The sequence below is a fragment of the Streptomyces sp. NBC_00878 genome (genome assembly GCF_026341515.1).
In the GTDB taxonomy this organism is placed as follows: Bacteria; Actinomycetota; Actinomycetes; order Streptomycetales; family Streptomycetaceae; genus Streptomyces.
This window is the reverse complement of the sequence record NZ_JAPEOK010000001.1, coordinates 9,923,220-9,938,005: the sequence shown is the minus strand read 5'-3', so window position 1 is coordinate 9,938,005 and position 14,786 is coordinate 9,923,220. Positions and strand designations below refer to the sequence as shown.

12 protein-coding genes are annotated in these 14,786 nt (G+C 71.4%); 9 read left to right on the top strand and 3 right to left on the bottom strand.

The window, feature by feature from the left end; genetic code table 11:
• Positions 1 to 37: 37 nt before the first annotated feature.
• Entirely contained in the window at positions 38 to 1,225 is a 1,188-nt protein-coding gene (locus OHA11_RS43320; RefSeq protein ID WP_266506404.1) for a glycosyltransferase, read from the top strand.
• A gap of 65 nt (positions 1,226 to 1,290) precedes the next feature.
• Here OHA11_RS43320 and OHA11_RS43315 read toward each other — a convergent pair whose 3' ends face one another.
• The gene (locus OHA11_RS43315) at positions 1,291 to 2,589 is read right to left on the bottom strand and encodes a TerD family protein (protein ID WP_266506402.1); all 1,299 of its coding nucleotides are present in this window, start codon (positions 2,587 to 2,589) and stop codon (positions 1,291 to 1,293) included.
• 323 nt (positions 2,590 to 2,912) lie between these two features.
• Here OHA11_RS43315 and OHA11_RS43310 point away from each other — a divergent pair, with 323 nt between their 5' ends.
• The 4 genes from OHA11_RS43310 to OHA11_RS43295 all read left to right on the top strand — a co-directional run bounded on the left by OHA11_RS43310 (position 2,913) and on the right by OHA11_RS43295 (position 7,633).
• Positions 2,913 to 3,347 (top strand): DUF6643 family protein, encoded by a 435-nt coding sequence (locus OHA11_RS43310; RefSeq protein ID WP_266506400.1) that lies wholly within the window; start codon positions 2,913 to 2,915, stop codon positions 3,345 to 3,347.
• A gap of 45 nt (positions 3,348 to 3,392) precedes the next feature.
• Positions 3,393 to 4,217 (top strand): MOSC domain-containing protein, encoded by an 825-nt coding sequence (locus OHA11_RS43305; protein ID WP_266506398.1) that lies wholly within the window; start codon positions 3,393 to 3,395, stop codon positions 4,215 to 4,217.
• 197 nt (positions 4,218 to 4,414) lie between these two features.
• Positions 4,415 to 5,020 carry a hypothetical protein gene (locus OHA11_RS43300; protein WP_266506396.1) on the top strand — a complete coding sequence of 202 codons (606 nt, stop codon included), beginning with the start codon at positions 4,415 to 4,417 and terminating at the stop codon, positions 5,018 to 5,020.
• Between the two features lie 177 nt (positions 5,021 to 5,197).
• A complete protein-coding gene (locus OHA11_RS43295; protein ID WP_266506390.1) occupies positions 5,198 to 7,633 on the top strand; it encodes a right-handed parallel beta-helix repeat-containing protein in 2,436 nt (811 codons plus the stop codon).
• A gap of 60 nt (positions 7,634 to 7,693) precedes the next feature.
• Here the strand turns inward: OHA11_RS43295 and OHA11_RS43290 are convergent, their stop codons facing one another.
• Entirely contained in the window at positions 7,694 to 9,985 is a 2,292-nt protein-coding gene (locus OHA11_RS43290; RefSeq protein ID WP_266507841.1) for a hypothetical protein, read from the bottom strand.
• Between the two features lie 414 nt (positions 9,986 to 10,399).
• Here OHA11_RS43290 and OHA11_RS43285 point away from each other — a divergent pair, with 414 nt between their 5' ends.
• Positions 10,400 to 11,248 carry a DeoR/GlpR family DNA-binding transcription regulator gene (locus OHA11_RS43285; protein ID WP_266506388.1) on the top strand — a complete coding sequence of 283 codons (849 nt, stop codon included), beginning with the start codon at positions 10,400 to 10,402 and terminating at the stop codon, positions 11,246 to 11,248.
• Positions 11,249 to 11,486: 238 nt separating this feature from the next.
• Complete coding sequence (locus OHA11_RS43280) at positions 11,487 to 11,966, top strand: SRPBCC family protein (protein WP_266506386.1); 480 nt, start codon at positions 11,487 to 11,489, stop codon at positions 11,964 to 11,966.
• Between the two features lie 153 nt (positions 11,967 to 12,119).
• On the opposite strand, the gene OHA11_RS43275 is transcribed toward OHA11_RS43280, so the two are convergent.
• Complete coding sequence (locus OHA11_RS43275) at positions 12,120 to 13,217, bottom strand: PLP-dependent cysteine synthase family protein (protein ID WP_266507839.1); 1,098 nt, start codon at positions 13,215 to 13,217, stop codon at positions 12,120 to 12,122.
• 379 nt (positions 13,218 to 13,596) lie between these two features.
• Between OHA11_RS43275 and OHA11_RS43270 the strand changes: the two genes are divergently transcribed.
• On the top strand, positions 13,597 to 13,920 hold the full coding sequence (locus OHA11_RS43270) for a hypothetical protein (protein WP_151477355.1): 324 nt from the start codon (positions 13,597 to 13,599) through the stop codon (positions 13,918 to 13,920).
• 229 nt (positions 13,921 to 14,149) lie between these two features.
• Positions 14,150 to 14,683 (top strand): ATP-binding protein, encoded by a 534-nt coding sequence (locus OHA11_RS43265; RefSeq protein ID WP_266506383.1) that lies wholly within the window; start codon positions 14,150 to 14,152, stop codon positions 14,681 to 14,683.
• The last annotated feature ends 103 nt before the right edge of the window (positions 14,684 to 14,786 follow it).

Sequence of the window (14,786 nt, the reverse complement as noted above, 5' to 3'; positions counted from 1 at the left end):
GCCTCAACGGGCCGCCGGGTGGGGCAGACTGCGGCAGGTGAGCGCCGTCGTGTGGATCGCTGTCGGATCACTGGTCGCCTGGCTGTGGCTGCTCCTCGGCCAGGGCTTCTTCTGGCGTACGGACATGCGCTTGCCACCGCGCCGGGAGCCGGAAGTCTGGCCGTCCGTGTGCGTCGTCGTACCGGCGCGGGACGAGGCCGCCGTGCTGCCCGACAGCCTGCCCTCGCTCCTCGCGCAGGACTATCCGGGGCGGGCCGAGATCTTCCTCGTGGACGACGGCAGTTCGGACGGCACCGGGGAGGTGGCCCATGAGTTGGCGCGGCGGCATGGTGGGCTGCCGCTCACCGTCGGCTCGCCCGGGGAGCCGCCCGCGGGCTGGACCGGCAAGCTCTGGGCCGTACGTCACGGCATCGGTATGGCACGCGCGCGTACACCCGAATATCTGCTGCTGACGGACGCCGACATCGCGCACGCGCCGGACAGTCTGCGGGAGTTGGTGGCCGCGGCCCGTACCGGGGGCTTCGATCTCGTGTCCCAGATGGCCCGGCTGCGGGTGGAGAGCGTCTGGGAGCGGCTCGTGGTGCCCGCGTTCGTGTACTTCTTTTCACAGCTGTACCCGTTCCGCTGGATCGCCGTGAAGGGGTCGCGGACCGCGGCAGCGGCGGGCGGCTGTGTCCTGCTGCGGACCGAGGCCGCCGAGCGGGCGCGGATTCCGGACGCCGTCCGGCACGCGGTGATCGACGACGTGGCGGTGGCGAGGGCGGTGAAGGGCTCCGGAGGACACATCTGGCTGGGGCTCGCGGACCACGTCGACAGCGTGCGCCCGTATCCGCGGCTGCACGATCTGTGGCGGATGGTCTCGCGCAGCGCGTACGCCCAACTTCGGCACAACCCGCTGGTGCTGGCCGGGACGGTGGCCGGTCTCGCCCTCGTGTATCTGGTGCCGCCCGTGGCGCTGTGCGTGGGCCTGGCGGCCGGCAGTGCCGGGGCGGCGGTGGCCGGCGGGCTCGCGTGGCTGCTGATGACCGTGACGTACCTGCCGATGCTCCGGTACTACCGCGAGCCGCTCTGGCTCGCCCCGTCGCTCCCCTTCACCGCGTTCCTGTACCTCCTCATGACGGTGGATTCCGCGGTGCAGCACTACAGGGGGCGCGGCGCGGCCTGGAAGGGCCGCACCTACACGCGCCCCGATCGCCACCCCGACGCGGCGCCCGAGCAGCCCTGAGCGGTCGCTGTCGGCTCGGACTGGGCTTCCCGGTCACCTCCCGCCGTTCACTTCTGTCCTGCCGGTCACTTCCTGCCGGGCGTCCAGTTCATGCCCCACCCGTACGCGTAGTCGACGGTGCGCTGCGGGCTCACGCCGCGGTCCGGGACGAGGAAGCGGGCCTCGCGCTGGACGACGAGGTCGCTGCCGGTGTTGGTGATGAGGGCGAGTGCGCACACCGTGGAGGGGACGGTGCACTCGCCGAGCGAGAAGTCGACGGGCGCGCCGTGCAGCGGCTGCAGGGTCACCGTCGCGTCCAGGTCGGCGAAGGAACGTGCCCCTTCGTAGATGGTCACGAAGATGAGGAGGCGCCGGAAGTACTGTGTGTGGTCGAGGTTGATGCTGAGGTTCTCGCCACTCGTCGAGGCGCCGGTGCGGTCGTCGCCGTCGAGATGGATGAACGGCGGCTGATGCAGCGCTCCGAAGGCGTTGCCCAGTGCCTGGACGACTCCCTTGCTGCCGTCCGAGAGCTCGTACAGGGCGCACAGGTCGAGGTCGAGGTCCGCGTGCATGGCGACGGCCCGGCCCAGCTTGGCCTGCCACCCGGAGAACTGCTTGCGCACCTGCCAGTTGAGGTTCACGCGCATCACGCCGGACGTGCCGCCCTGCTTGGTCAGCGAGACGGACGGGGCTTCCTTGGTGAGCGTGACCTTGGTCAGGCGTACCGGAGTCGCGGGCGGCGCGGGCGGGGCCGGTGGTGCGGCCGGCGGTGTCACCGGCGCTGCCGTGACCGGCGGGGCCACAGGAGCGGGTCGTGGGGCCGCGGGGGCGGGCCGCGGCGGCACGGGAGCCGGCGCCGCCCGCTGCGGTTCGTCCACCGTGATCCCGAAGTCCGTGGCGAGTCCTTCGAGTCCGCTGCTGTAGCCCTGGCCCACGGCGCGGAACTTCCAGGCGCCCTGGCGGCGGTAGAACTCCCCGAGCACGAAGGCCGTCTCCACACTCGCGCCCTCGCTGTCGAAGCGCGCGACCTCCGTGCCCTGCTGTGCGTCGACAACCCGGATGTAGAGCCCGGGCACCTGCCCGAACGTCCCGCCGTCGGAGGACGCGGCGAGCACCACCCTGTCGATCGCGGGCTCCACGCGCGCGAGGTCGACGAGCAGCGTGTCGTTCACCTGGCCGCCGACGTCCTTCTTGCCCTCGTGGCGCACCGCGCCGGAGGAGTGGGCCGGCTGGTTGTAGAAGACGAAGTCGGCGTCGGAACGGACCTTCCCCGAGGCCAGCAGCAGGGCCGAGGCATCCGCGTCGGGTACGCCCGGGCCGGCCCGCCAACCGAGTTCGACGCGGAGTCCGGTCGTCGGCACCGGAACGTTCGATCCTTTGGGCATTGACATATCCGCTCCCCATCGGGTGTCTCCGCGCAAGACCGCGCCTCGTCGCGTGCAGTTTCGTTCAGGTCGTGCGGTTCGTGCAGTCGTTCTGCGCCAACCTAATCCCCCGAGCGGCGAACGCCCATCACCCGGGTCGCACGATCATCAAGCGACTCACCAGTAACCCGTCCGGAACTCGGCTTTTACATGTGCAGAGCTCTACCCGCCGCCCCTTTTCACCAAGTTCGCTCATATTGGGGGTTCCACACCACTGCCGACACGGAAAACAACCCTCTTATCGGTCTCCCCAACCAGCACATCGTGGGCTTAACTTATGTGCCATGACCTCCCCCCGCTCCACCTATGGCGGCGGTTACTACTCCGCCTCCTTCCCGGACACTCCGATCTACGACTCTCTCGTGGCCGAGCGGGGAACCCCGCAGATCGCCCCGATCCGGGTCCCCGCGGCGTACGACACGGGCAGTCACCTGCCCGCTCTGCCCGCAGCACTGCCCGCCCTGCCTGCCGGTCCCTCCCAGCAGGCTCCTTCGTACGCCTACCCGCAGGCCCAGCAGCCCGCTCCGCTGCAGCAGGCCGCGCCGTACATCCCTCAGCAGGCCGGCGTGCCGCGCGGCTACCCGGGCCCGCAGGCTCCCCAGCCGCAGCGGCCCATGGCGGGCGGCACGGGGTACGAGGCGATGCGTCCCGCGGCCCCGCGGCCCGCCCCGGCTCCGCACCAGGAGCCCTACAACAACCAGCAGTACCGCGGCTACTGAGAGAAATCGGCGGAGGTTGTCCGCGGTTGTTGGCAGGATGACCTCATGTCGAAGCCGGTACTGCACTCGATCCACCTCTATCCACTGAAGGCGGCCGGGGGCAGTGACCTGCGTGAGTCGGTCGTGGAGCCATGGGGTCTGGCGGGTGACCGCCGCTGGGTGCTGATCGACGAGAGCGACAAGGTCGTCACCCAACGCCCGCAGCCGCGCCTGGCGTTGGTCGCCGCCGAGCTGTTGCCCGGCGGCGGAATTCTGCTGTCCGCGCCCGGCTGTGACCCACTGACCGTCCGCGTGCCCGAGCCGACCGGGACGACACCGGTGGATGTCTGGAACGACAAGGTGGAGGTGGTCCCCGCCGACGCGGCGGCCCACACCTGGTTCAGCGACTATCTCGGCATCGGGGTGCGGCTCATGCACCTGGACGACCCGGCCACACGTCGGCCCATCGACCCGGAGTTCGCCCGGCCGGGCGAGACCGTGAGCTTCGCCGACGGCTACCCCCTGCTGCTCACCACACTCGGCTCGCTCGACGCCGTCAACGCGCTCGTCGCGCAGGGCGATCGGCCCGACGAGGGCCCGCTCCCCATGAACCGCTTCCGGCCGAACGTGGTGGTCGGGGGCACCGCCTCCTGGGCGGAGGACGACTGGTCCCGGATCGCCATCGGTGAGGTCACCTTCCGGGTCGCGAAGATGTGCGGGCGCTGTGTCGTGACCACCACGAACCAGACCACCGCCGAGCGCGGCAAGGAGCCGCTGCGCACCCTCGCCCGCCACCGCCGATTCGGCGACAAGCTGGTCTTCGGGCAGAATCTCGTGCCGGAGTCCCCAGGCTCGGTCCGCGTGGGAGATCCCGTCAGGATCCTCGAATAGGCCCCTCGTACGGGAACCAGGCCTTCGCACGGGAACTGGGCCCCTCGCTCGGGAACACCGACGCCCGGCACGCCCGTTGAGCTTGTGTGAGAAGTTCATGAGAGGCCGGTGGAGGGTGATCTCGCTCTCTCTTCCCCGGCCGCGCGCGTGAACGACTCCGATGGGGGCTATCACGGAGGCGTAAGGGGGTCGGGACGTTGCGGGCCATCAGGGGACTCTGGCGCTGGCGGCACAACCCGCTGCGGCGCAGGACGGATCTCGCCGAGGCGTGGCTTGCGCTGGCGGCGCTGCTGCTGATCCTCGTCGCGGCACCCCTGGTCGGTGTCCTGGTCGGCGGACTCGCCGAGGACGCCCTGCAGCAGGCGGTGCGCGAGCAGCGGCTGGACCGCCATCCGGTGGCGGCGACCGTCGTCAAGAAGACGGACCGGACCCCGCTCGACCCCGATCCCGAGACGGCCTCGGGACGTGACGCGCACAGCCGGGTGCTCGCCGACTGGACGGCCCCCGACGGCACCGCGCGGCGCGACACGGTCATGGCGTCCTTGAAGTCCCCGCAGCGCGGCGACCGCTTCACGGTCTGGACGGACAAGCACGGCCGAATAGTCGGCCGGCCGCTGGACACCGCGACGGCGGCGACGCACGCCGTCCTGGCCGGATTCGGCACGGCCGTCGTCTGCGCGGGACTCGTCGAGGGTTCCCGGCGCCTGGTGGTGTGGCGCATGGTGCGGCGCAGGTACGAGCGCCTCGACCAGGCGTGGTCGCAGGCCGGTCCGGACTGGGGCAGGACAGGCGCGGGCAGTTGACGGCCTGGCCGCTCCGGTCAACCGGCCGGCCCCGCGCACGCTACGGTGGACCGGCCGAGGTGTTCGGCATCGTCGTGAGAGGCAGTTCTCGTTCCCCGTGCGCCGAGTTGACGCGGCCGGGTGTCGGGAAGACCCTCTCAGGACCCGCGTAGGACGAGGTGGGGGCACAGCAGCGCCATGGCACAGGGCACGGTCCAGGTGACGCACACCGGTACGTCGCGGTGGCGGCGCCGCACGGGTGAGTACGCATCGCTCGCCGCCGCCCTGGAGGCAGCGGCCGACGGTGACGTCCTCACCGTCGCCGCCGGAACCTACCGCGAGAACCTCGTCGTCCAGCGGGCGGTGACGCTGCGCGGCCCCGAGGGCTCCCCCGGTTCCGTGCGCATCGCGCCCATCGACGGAGTGCCGCTCACCGTGCGCGCCTCCGCCGTGGTCCAGGACCTGCTCGTGGAGGGCCAGGACTCGGCGGCGCCCGCGCTCCTCGTCGAGGAGGGCACACCGGAGCTGACGGACATCCGGATCGTCACCCGGTCCGCGGCCGGTATCGAGGTCCGCGGGGGCGCGCGTCCGACCGTCCGGCGCTGCACCGTCGACAACCCCGCGGGGGTCGGCATCGCCGTACTGGACAGCGGGGGCGGGGTGTTCGAGGAGTGCGAGGTCGTCGCGGCCGGCCAGGCGGGCGTCTCGGTGCGCGGCGGCGCCCATCCGCGGCTGGAGCGCTGCCGGATCCACCACACCTCGGGCGCGGGCCTGTCGGCGACCGGCGAGCAGTCCGCCCTGGAGGCCATCGGCTGCGAGGTGTACGAGGTCAGGGGCAGCGGCGTACAGGTCACCGCCCGGGCCACGGCGCATCTCACCGACTGCGATGTGCACCGTACGACCGCGGACGGCGTCACGCTCGACACGGACGCCGTGCTGACGCTGGCCGACTGCCGCATCCACGACATCCCGGAGAACGCGGTCGATCTGCGGTCCCGCTCGGTCCTCACCATGACCCGTTCCACCGTGCGGCAGTTCGGGCGCAACGGCCTGTCGGTCTGGGACCCGGGCACGCGCGTGGACGCCAACCAGTGCGAGATCCACGACAGTACGGGCGACTACCCCGCGGTGTGGGTCAGCGACGGCGCGACGGTCGTACTCGACTCCTGCCGTGTGCACGACGTGCCGGACGCCCTGTTCGTCCTCGACCGCGGCTCGCGCGCGGACGTCGTCGACAGCGACATCTCACAGGTCCGCAACACGGCCGTGTCGGTGAGCGACGGCGCGACCGCGCAGCTCGACGACTGCCGCATCCGGGACGCCGCGACGGGCGCCTGGTTCCGCGACCACGGCAGCGGCGGCACGCTGAACGGCTGCACGGTGGACGGTACGCAGACGGGCGTGATCGTCACCAAGGGTGCCGACCCCACCATCGAGCGGTGCACGGTCACCTCGCCGGCCGAGGCCGGCTTCTATGTGTCGGCGGGCGGCCGCGGCACCTTCCACGGCTGCCGGGTCACGGGCAGCGGCGGATACGGCTTCCATGTGCTCGACGGCTGCCGTACGACGCTGAAGAAGTGCCGCACGGAGCGGTGCGCGCGCGGTGGTTACGAGTTCGCGGACGCCGGCGGCGACCAAGCGTCCGGTACGGGTCCCGTGGTCGAGGACTGCACGAGCGACGAGAGCGCGAGTGTGCGGCCCCCGGCGCAGGAGACCGCCGTACAGACCACGAGTCAGTCCTCCGGTCTGCTGGGGGCGATCCCGGGGCAGCGCATCACCGAGCAGGAGCCGCTCGTCGCTTCCCAGGAGCCCGAGCAGCCCGCGCGCACGTCGACGGCCGTGCTCGGCGAACTGGACGCGCTGGTGGGCCTGGAGAGCGTCAAGCGCGAGGTGCGGGCCCTCACCGACATGATCGAGGTCGGCCGCCGCCGCCAGCTGGCGGGTCTCAAGGCGGCCTCCGCCCGGCGCCATCTGGTCTTCACGGGCTCCCCCGGCACCGGCAAGACGACGGTCGGCCGACTGTACGGCGAGATCCTCGCCTCGCTCGGAGTCCTGGAGAAAGGGCATCTCGTCGAGGTGTCCAGGGTGGACCTGGTCGGCGAGCACATCGGCTCCACGGCCATCCGTACGCAGGAGGCCTTCGACCGGGCGCGCGGCGGCGTGCTGTTCATCGACGAGGCGTACGCGCTCTCGCCGGAGGACTCGGGGCGCGACTTCGGCCGCGAGGCCATCGACACGCTCGTGAAGCTGATGGAGGACCACCGGGAGGCGGTGGTGGTGATCGTCGCCGGCTACACGGCCGAGATGGAGCGCTTCCTGACCGTCAACCCCGGTGTGGCGTCCCGGTTCTCGCGGACCATCACCTTCGGCGACTACGACGCCGAGGAGTTGCTGCGGATCGTGGAGCAGCAGGCCGAGGAGCACGAGTACCGGCTCGCGCCGGGTGCGGGCGAGGCGCTGGTCAAGTACTTCACGGCGATCCCGAAGGGGCCCGCGTTCGGCAACGGCCGTACGGCGCGGCAGACCTTCGAGGCGATGGTGGAGCGGCACGCGGGGCGGGTCGCCCAGTTCTCCGAACCGAGCACGGACGACCTCACCCTGCTGTACGCGGAGGACCTGCCGGAGCTGCCCTGAGGCCGTGCGGCGCCGAGGCCCTGACGCCCCGACGCCTGACGCCCTGTCGCGTCGGCCACCTCACATGGTCGTCGGTTCCAGCCGCGTTTCCTGCGGTTCCTGCGGTTCCTCCGGTCCGTTGTCCGGGCGCGGACCCGGCACCTCCGGCCGGAGCCGGGCGAGCAGTTTCTCCCGCTCCTCGGCGAAGGCGGGGTCCGCCTGGTAGTCGGAGTGGCCGAGGATCGGCGCGGGGAGCGGGTGATCCTTCGTACGGCCGTACGCGAGAGGGTCCTTCAGGGCCTCGCGGTCGACCTGGGGCCCGCAGTCGCCGGGCAGTCGGACGGGGCCGCCGATGGGGTCCGTGGCCCGGTACAGGTTGCGCCAGCAGTCGACCTCGCGGTGCAGCCCGCTGAGCGCGTCGGGCCCGAAGTGGGCCGGGAACCAGCGCCCGTAGAGCCGCTCCAGGGGCGAACCGTACGTCAGCAGCGCGACCCGCCTGCGCACCGACGGCTTGAGCTGCCAGGCCGCGGCGGCCGCGAGGACGCTGCCCTGGGAGTGGCCGGAGATCACGAGCCGCCGGCCGCTCTTGGCGCTGGTCCAGGTCGCCATCCGCCAGGTCAGGTCGGGCACGGCGCGCTCGGCGTAGCAAGGGGGCGCGAACGGGTGTGCCGCGCGCGGCCAGAACGTGCCGACGTCCCACAGGATGCCGATGGTGCGCCGGGCGGAGGGGTCCTTGTAGGCGCGGCGCCCCCAGGTGACGAACAGTATGAAGCCGACGCCGATCAGCCAGGAACCGAGTGCCTGCGCGGTCTGTGCCCCGCCCTGCACGACGGCGTACGAGCCGTTCGCCGCCTCGTCCGGCGTCTCGTCGGTGGTCAGGGCGCCCACCAGGGCCAGGGCGCCCAGCAGCAGCGTCACGATGGAGGTGATGCCGACGATCCGGGGCGCCCGGTCCGTGAGCGCGGCCATCGCGCGCATGCCCGCGATGCGACGGGTGCGCTCGGTGTCCGCGGGCTCGCCCCGGTAGTCGAGACCCACCGCGGCCGTCTCGATGCGGCGCAACCGCACGGTACGCCTGGCCAGCCAGCCGACGAGGACGAGTACGACGATCAGCAGCGGCGGGATGACGGAGGCCTGCCAGGTCAGCAGGACGGGCGGGCCCTCGATCGTTCCTCCGGTGCCGTCCAGCCAGTCGGCGACGCGCTGGGCCACCCCGCCGGACATCACGCCGCCCAGGGCGCAGGCCAGCATCGCGACGGCGGGCCCGGCCAGGCCGCGCATCGCGGTACGGGGGTCCGGGTGGGCGCGGTACAGGAGGCGGGCCACCACGCCGAGCACGATCACGAGCAGGCACTGGACGAGTGCGATGCTGCCGAAGATCGCGCCCCCGCCCGGCAGCCGGTGTTCCGAGCCCCACGCCGGGCGCGACCAGCCGGCGTACAGCAGGGTGGCGGCGAGCAGGAGGAGCGAGCCGATGGGCAGCCAGCGCACGAGGGCGGCGTCGATGTGCCGGTCGAGCCGGTTCTCGCTGCGGCCGCGGCGGCAGACCACCCAGAGCACGACGGCCCCGCCCACCACGAGCGTCGCCTCCATGATCCGGCCGAGCGCGTCCAGGACGGGCGGGCCGCCGGCCGCGCGGTCGTAGCGGGCGGCGGAGGTGCCGACCGCCGCGAGGATCGTCAGCAGGCCCGCGGCGGTGTGCGCCGCGCGCAGCCGGGCCACCAGCCGGCGCCCGTACCAGAAGCCGGGGCGGCCGAGTCCCGCACGGCTGCTCACCTCGTCGGGCTCGGGCCCGTACTCGATCGGCTGCTGGGACTCGTACGCGCTCCAGGTGCGGTGCGAGAGGTACCAGAGGAGGCCGGTGAGGGCCGCGGGTACCAGGGAGGCGAGGGCGAGCCGGCGGCCGGGCTGGCTCCACCAGCCGGCATCGGGGCCAGCCGGGGAGAGGAACCCCAGCCAGGAGTGCTCCCGGGCGCAGCCGCTCGTGCCCGCGCACTGCCAGGCGGCCAGGTCGAGGGCGACCTCGCAGGCGGCGGCGACCAGCAGCACCGTGAGGGTCAGTCCTGCGAGGCGGACGAGCAGGCCGTAGAGCCGTACCGTCCGGACCCGGTTGTCCCGCGCCGTGGGCCGCATCCAGTGGGCGAGGTTGACCACCATGAACGGCAGGAGCAGCAGCCACAGGGCGCGCGAGCCGTTGCCGGAGGTGAGATTGCTCCACACGTACGCCTCGGGAACCGGCGTACCGCGGTCCTCATCGGGTCGTTCCGCGGCTTCCTTCTCCGCGTCCTTCTCAGCTTCGGCGTCGTCGGCGCGGCGGAAGACCGCGGCCGTGTCGTCGCCGGTGATCCGGACGGTGCGCGGATCGTTCAACATCTCCTGGGGCGTCGTGCCGCCGACGCCGTGGACCAGGAGTTCGAGTGCGGTGTCGGCCGTCGCGGGCCGCCGCTCGGAACCGCTCGCCTCATGCGGCGAGGCATGCCTCTGTGGACGCTCCACTGTTCTACTTCCCCCGTGATACCTGTGCAGCATGTGTCATGTTCAGGTATAAGGATCCCGCCTCAGAGGCGTCTGAGCACCACTCGTCACGGAATCTCCCCGATCCGTGTGACAGTGACGAACGGAAGATGGCAGCGTGACGTGTGCGCGTCGCCACAGGCAGTGGCGCGACCTGCGGTGGCCCGTGCGAGGATGGGGCATCCCATGGACCGGAGGTGCGGGGAAATGGCCTTGTCGGACGGGGTTCGGGGACGTGTCGGGCAGGTCGAGGCGAAGGGAACCGGAGCGGACGTGAGTGAGAATCAGAACCTCCTCGCGGAGCAGCGGCGCGCTCTGATCCTCGACGAGGTCCGGCGGCGCGGCGGTGTCCGCGTCAACGAACTCACCAGGAAACTCGGCGTGTCCGACATGACGGTCCGCCGCGACCTCGACGCGCTCGCCCGGCAGGGCGTGGTGGAGAAGGTGCACGGCGGCGCGGTCCCGGTGGTCGAGGCGAGCACGCACGAGCCGGGCTTCGAGGCCAAGTCGGGTATGGAGCTGACGGCCAAGGAGGACATCGCGCGGGCCGCCGCGGCGATGGTCGCACCGGGTACGGCGATCGCGCTGTCGGGCGGTACGACGACGTACGCGCTCGCCCATCAGCTGCTCGACGTGCCGGACCTGACGGTGGTGACCAACTCGGTGCGGGTGGCCGACGTCTTCCACGCCGCGCAGCGCACTTCGGGGCAGCGGCAGGGAGCGGCGACGGTCGTGCTGACCGGCGGTGTGCGCACTCCGTCGGACTCACTGGTGGGGCCCGTCGCGGACCAGGCGATCGGGGCGCTCCACTTCGATGTGCTGTTCCTGGGTGTGCACGGCATATCGGTGGAGGCCGGCCTGTCGACGCCGAACCTGGCCGAGGCCGAGACCAACCGGCGGCTCGTCCAGTCGGCTCGGCGTGTCGTCGTGGTCGCGGACCACACCAAGTGGGGCACGGTGGGCCTGAGTTCGTTCGCCGCGCTGGAACAGGTCGACACCCTGGTCACGGATGACGGGCTGACCGCCGGGGCGCGCGAGGAGATCTCCGAGCATCTGCGGCGCCTGGTGGTGGCGGGCGAGCCCGAGGACGAGAGCGAGCACGAGAACGAGACGGACGTCTGACGACGGCACCTGACGACTGCCGCGGCGACGGCCGTCGTATCCGTGGGCGGCGTCGGTGGGCGGTATCCCTAGGCGGCACCCCTGGGCGGCATCCCTAGGCGGCACCCCTGGGCGGCATCCGTGGGCGGTACAGACATCCGCCAGGCCGCCAGCTATGGTGACGATGCCTCGTCAACTGCCGTGTTGTGGGGCTGCGTTCGGATTCGTTCCCGTTGTGTTCCCGCGAGGGGGTCCGTACATGGCACACCGACTGCGTCCGGTGGGACTGGACTTCGTCGAGACCGCTCCCCTGCGTCTGGTGTTCGCGAGAGAGGTCGACTCGCCTCCCGAGACCGTCTATCGCGCGCTGGCCGAGGACGTGGCCGGCTGGTCCGAGTGGTTCTCGGCGGTGAAGCTGGCCCGCCCGACCGAGGACGGGTCCGGGCGGCACGTCCGGCTGAAGGGCGGGACGCGCTTCGAGGAGACGATCCTCGCGGCCGAGCCCTCCGAGCTGTACACGTACCGCGTCGACGTGACGAACGCTCCCGGCACCCGCGCCCTCGTGGAGGAGTGGCGCCTCGCGCGCAGCGGCACGGGTACGAGGGTGCAGTGGACCTGGGCCGCCGACGGAACGGCCCCGTTCCGCTTCGCGATAAAGCTGGGCCGAGCGGGCCTGGGCCGGGCGTTCCGCGACGCGGTGACAAAGCTGGACCGACGGCTCGCTTCGATGCCCGCGTGACGCAGAGGGGCCGCCTCTCCTCAGGGGCGCGGGGCTGTTACATCATGCGGCTCCGCCGCGATGGGGGTCCCCCCGCTCGAGCGAAGCCGAGAGTGGGGAAGCGACCAGCCCCCACTGCCCCGCGGACGAACACCACGCAAGCCCCCGAGCCACTCAGTCCGGCCAGGCCCCCGTGGCCAACAGCGACTCGATCGCCCCCGCATACGGCTCGATGTCCAGCCCCTGACCGGCCACCCACTCGTCCGAGTAGTACTTGTCCAGATACCGATCCCCCGGGTCACACAACAGAGTCACCACGCTCCCCGTCCGCCCCGCCGCCGCCATCTCCGCGACGATCTTCAGCGAGCTCCACAACCCGGTACCGGTCGAACCGCCCGCCTTGCGGCCGATGGCCGCTTCCAGTGCGCGCACGGCGGCCACGCTCGCCGCGTCCGGCACCTTCATCATCCGGTCGATGGCCCCCGGCACGAAGCTCGGTTCCATCCGAGGCCGGCCGATGCCCTCGATGCGTGATCCGCAGTCGGTGGTGACGTCCGCGTCGCCCGTGGTCCAGCCCTCGAAGAAGCAGGAGTTCTCCGGATCGGCCACACAGATACGGGTGTTGTGCTGCATGTAGTGCACATACCGAGCGATGGTCGCCGACGTGCCACCCGTGCCGGCGGTGGCGACGATCCACGCCGGTTCGGGGTAGCGCTCCAACTCCAGCTGGCGGTAGATCGATTCGGCGATGTTGTTGTTGCCGCGCCAGTCCGTGGCCCGCTCCGCGTAGGTGAACTGGTCCATGTAGTGCCCGCCGGTCTCGGCCGCGAGGGCCGCCGACTCCTCGTACATCGTCCGCGGGTCGTTCACGAAGTGGCACTGTCCGCCGTGGAATTCGATGAGGCGGCATTTCTCGGGGCTGGTTGTGCGGGGCATGACGGCGATGAAGGGCACCCCGATCAGCTTCGCGAAGTAGGCCTCGGAGACGGCGGTGGAGCCGCTGGAGGCCTCGATGACCGGGCGGTCGCGGCGGATCCAGCCGTTGCACAGGCCGTACAGGAACAGCGAGCGGGCCAGGCGGTGCTTGAGGCTGCCGGTGGGGTGGGTGGACTCGTCCTTGAGGTAGAGGTCGATGCCCCACTTCTCGGGCAGCGGGAAGCGCAGGAGGTGGGTGTCGGCCGATCTGTTCGCGTCGGCCTGGACCTTCCGTACGGCTTCTTTGAGCCAGTGCCGGTACTCCGCGTCGCTGTGATCGACATCGAGTGTGGCCATCGGCTCATGGGTGCGGGCCTGCTGTGGGGTGGTCACGGCGGGGCTCCTTCGGTTGCGCCGACGCCGGTTCACGCGGTCGGACACCTCGATCATAAGCACCTTCCGCACCCTTCTCACCTGCATAAACACACCTTTGGGCACCTCAAAGGAACCCCTGGCGCAGCCCGTCGCGGGCGGTAGGGGGCGCATTCGCGCGAGTGCCCCGGCGAGTACGCGTGACGTCACCATGCGTACTGGTGCTCGACGCCGGAGGCAGGCAGACTGCACCGAACAGGACGCCGGTCCTGACGAGGATGCACACTGGATCGGGATCCACGCCGGATCACGACAGGGCACGACCGAAGCGCATACGACCGAAGCGCACAAGGGGGCGGGGCACATGGCGGAGCCGGAGTTCACAGCCACGGGCGTGCGGATCGGAAAGAGGCTGCGTTCGCTCACGCGGGCCGGACAGGTCCGGATCAGCGACGGCAGGCTGGAGTTGCTGACCAGTTACGGCAGCGAGATCGACAGCGCGCCGGTGCAGGCGGTCCGGGCGTCGAAGCCCTGGTTCGCCCATGAGGACCGGGCGTTGGCGGACGTCAACGGCACGCGCTATCTGCTCACCCTGGGCGACCACGACCCGGCTCCGGGGGAACCGGGCCCACCGGCGGCCAGCAGGTTCATCGAGGCCGTGCGCAAGGCGGCGGGGCGCGGGCGCTGAGAGCCCACGCGTCGAGAGCCCACGCGCGACGGTCCAGTTGCCGAGAACGCCGCGAGTTGCGGGACCGCACCTCCTGAGTCACTCTGTTCTCACGTCACTCTGGGTTTACCGGCGATAACGCTGCGAACCAGCTCGCCGGCCACCAACCGCAGGCGGCCGTTTGCACGTAGACCGCCCGCTGGATCCGCACTCCGTCTTCTTCCGGACCTCAATTCGGGGAGTCGCAGCCGTGATCAGCCAGCCAAGCAGGCATTGCACGGTGGAGCTCCAAGCCCTGCCGTCGCGGATCGGCCAGGTCCGCAGAATCGTATCTGCGCAGTTGCGCTACTGGCATCTGGATCCCTTGATAGACCGGGCCTCGCTCGGTGTGACAGAGCTGTTGACCAACGTCCACCGGCACGCCCTGCCCGACAAGTTGTGCACCGTGGAGATCGAGCTGCTGCTCGACCGGCTCACCGTCTCGGTGCACGACCACGACCCCCGCCTTCCCGAGGTGCGGGACGCGGACTCCTCCGCGACCTGCGGACGCGGACTCGCGATGGTCGCCGCGGTCAGCGAGAGCTGGGGTGTGCGGCCGGACGGCGAGTCGGGCAAGGTCGTGTGGTTCACCCTTCCGGCGGCTGCCCCGACAGCGGGTCTGCCCGCCTGCCCGCCGTACGGCGCGGCCGCGGAGTCGCCCACCCGCAGTTTCGCGGAGGTGGAGCACGCCGCCGGCACGCTCCGGACCGAACACGCTCCCGCCCGGTCGGCCGTTGCTGGCTGACCGGGCGGTGACCAAGACCTCCTCCTTCTCCTCCCTCAGTCGGTGGCGAGGTGGCGTTCGTCCAGTTCGTCCGTGGCGAGGGCGCGTTCGTCCAGTCGCTCCG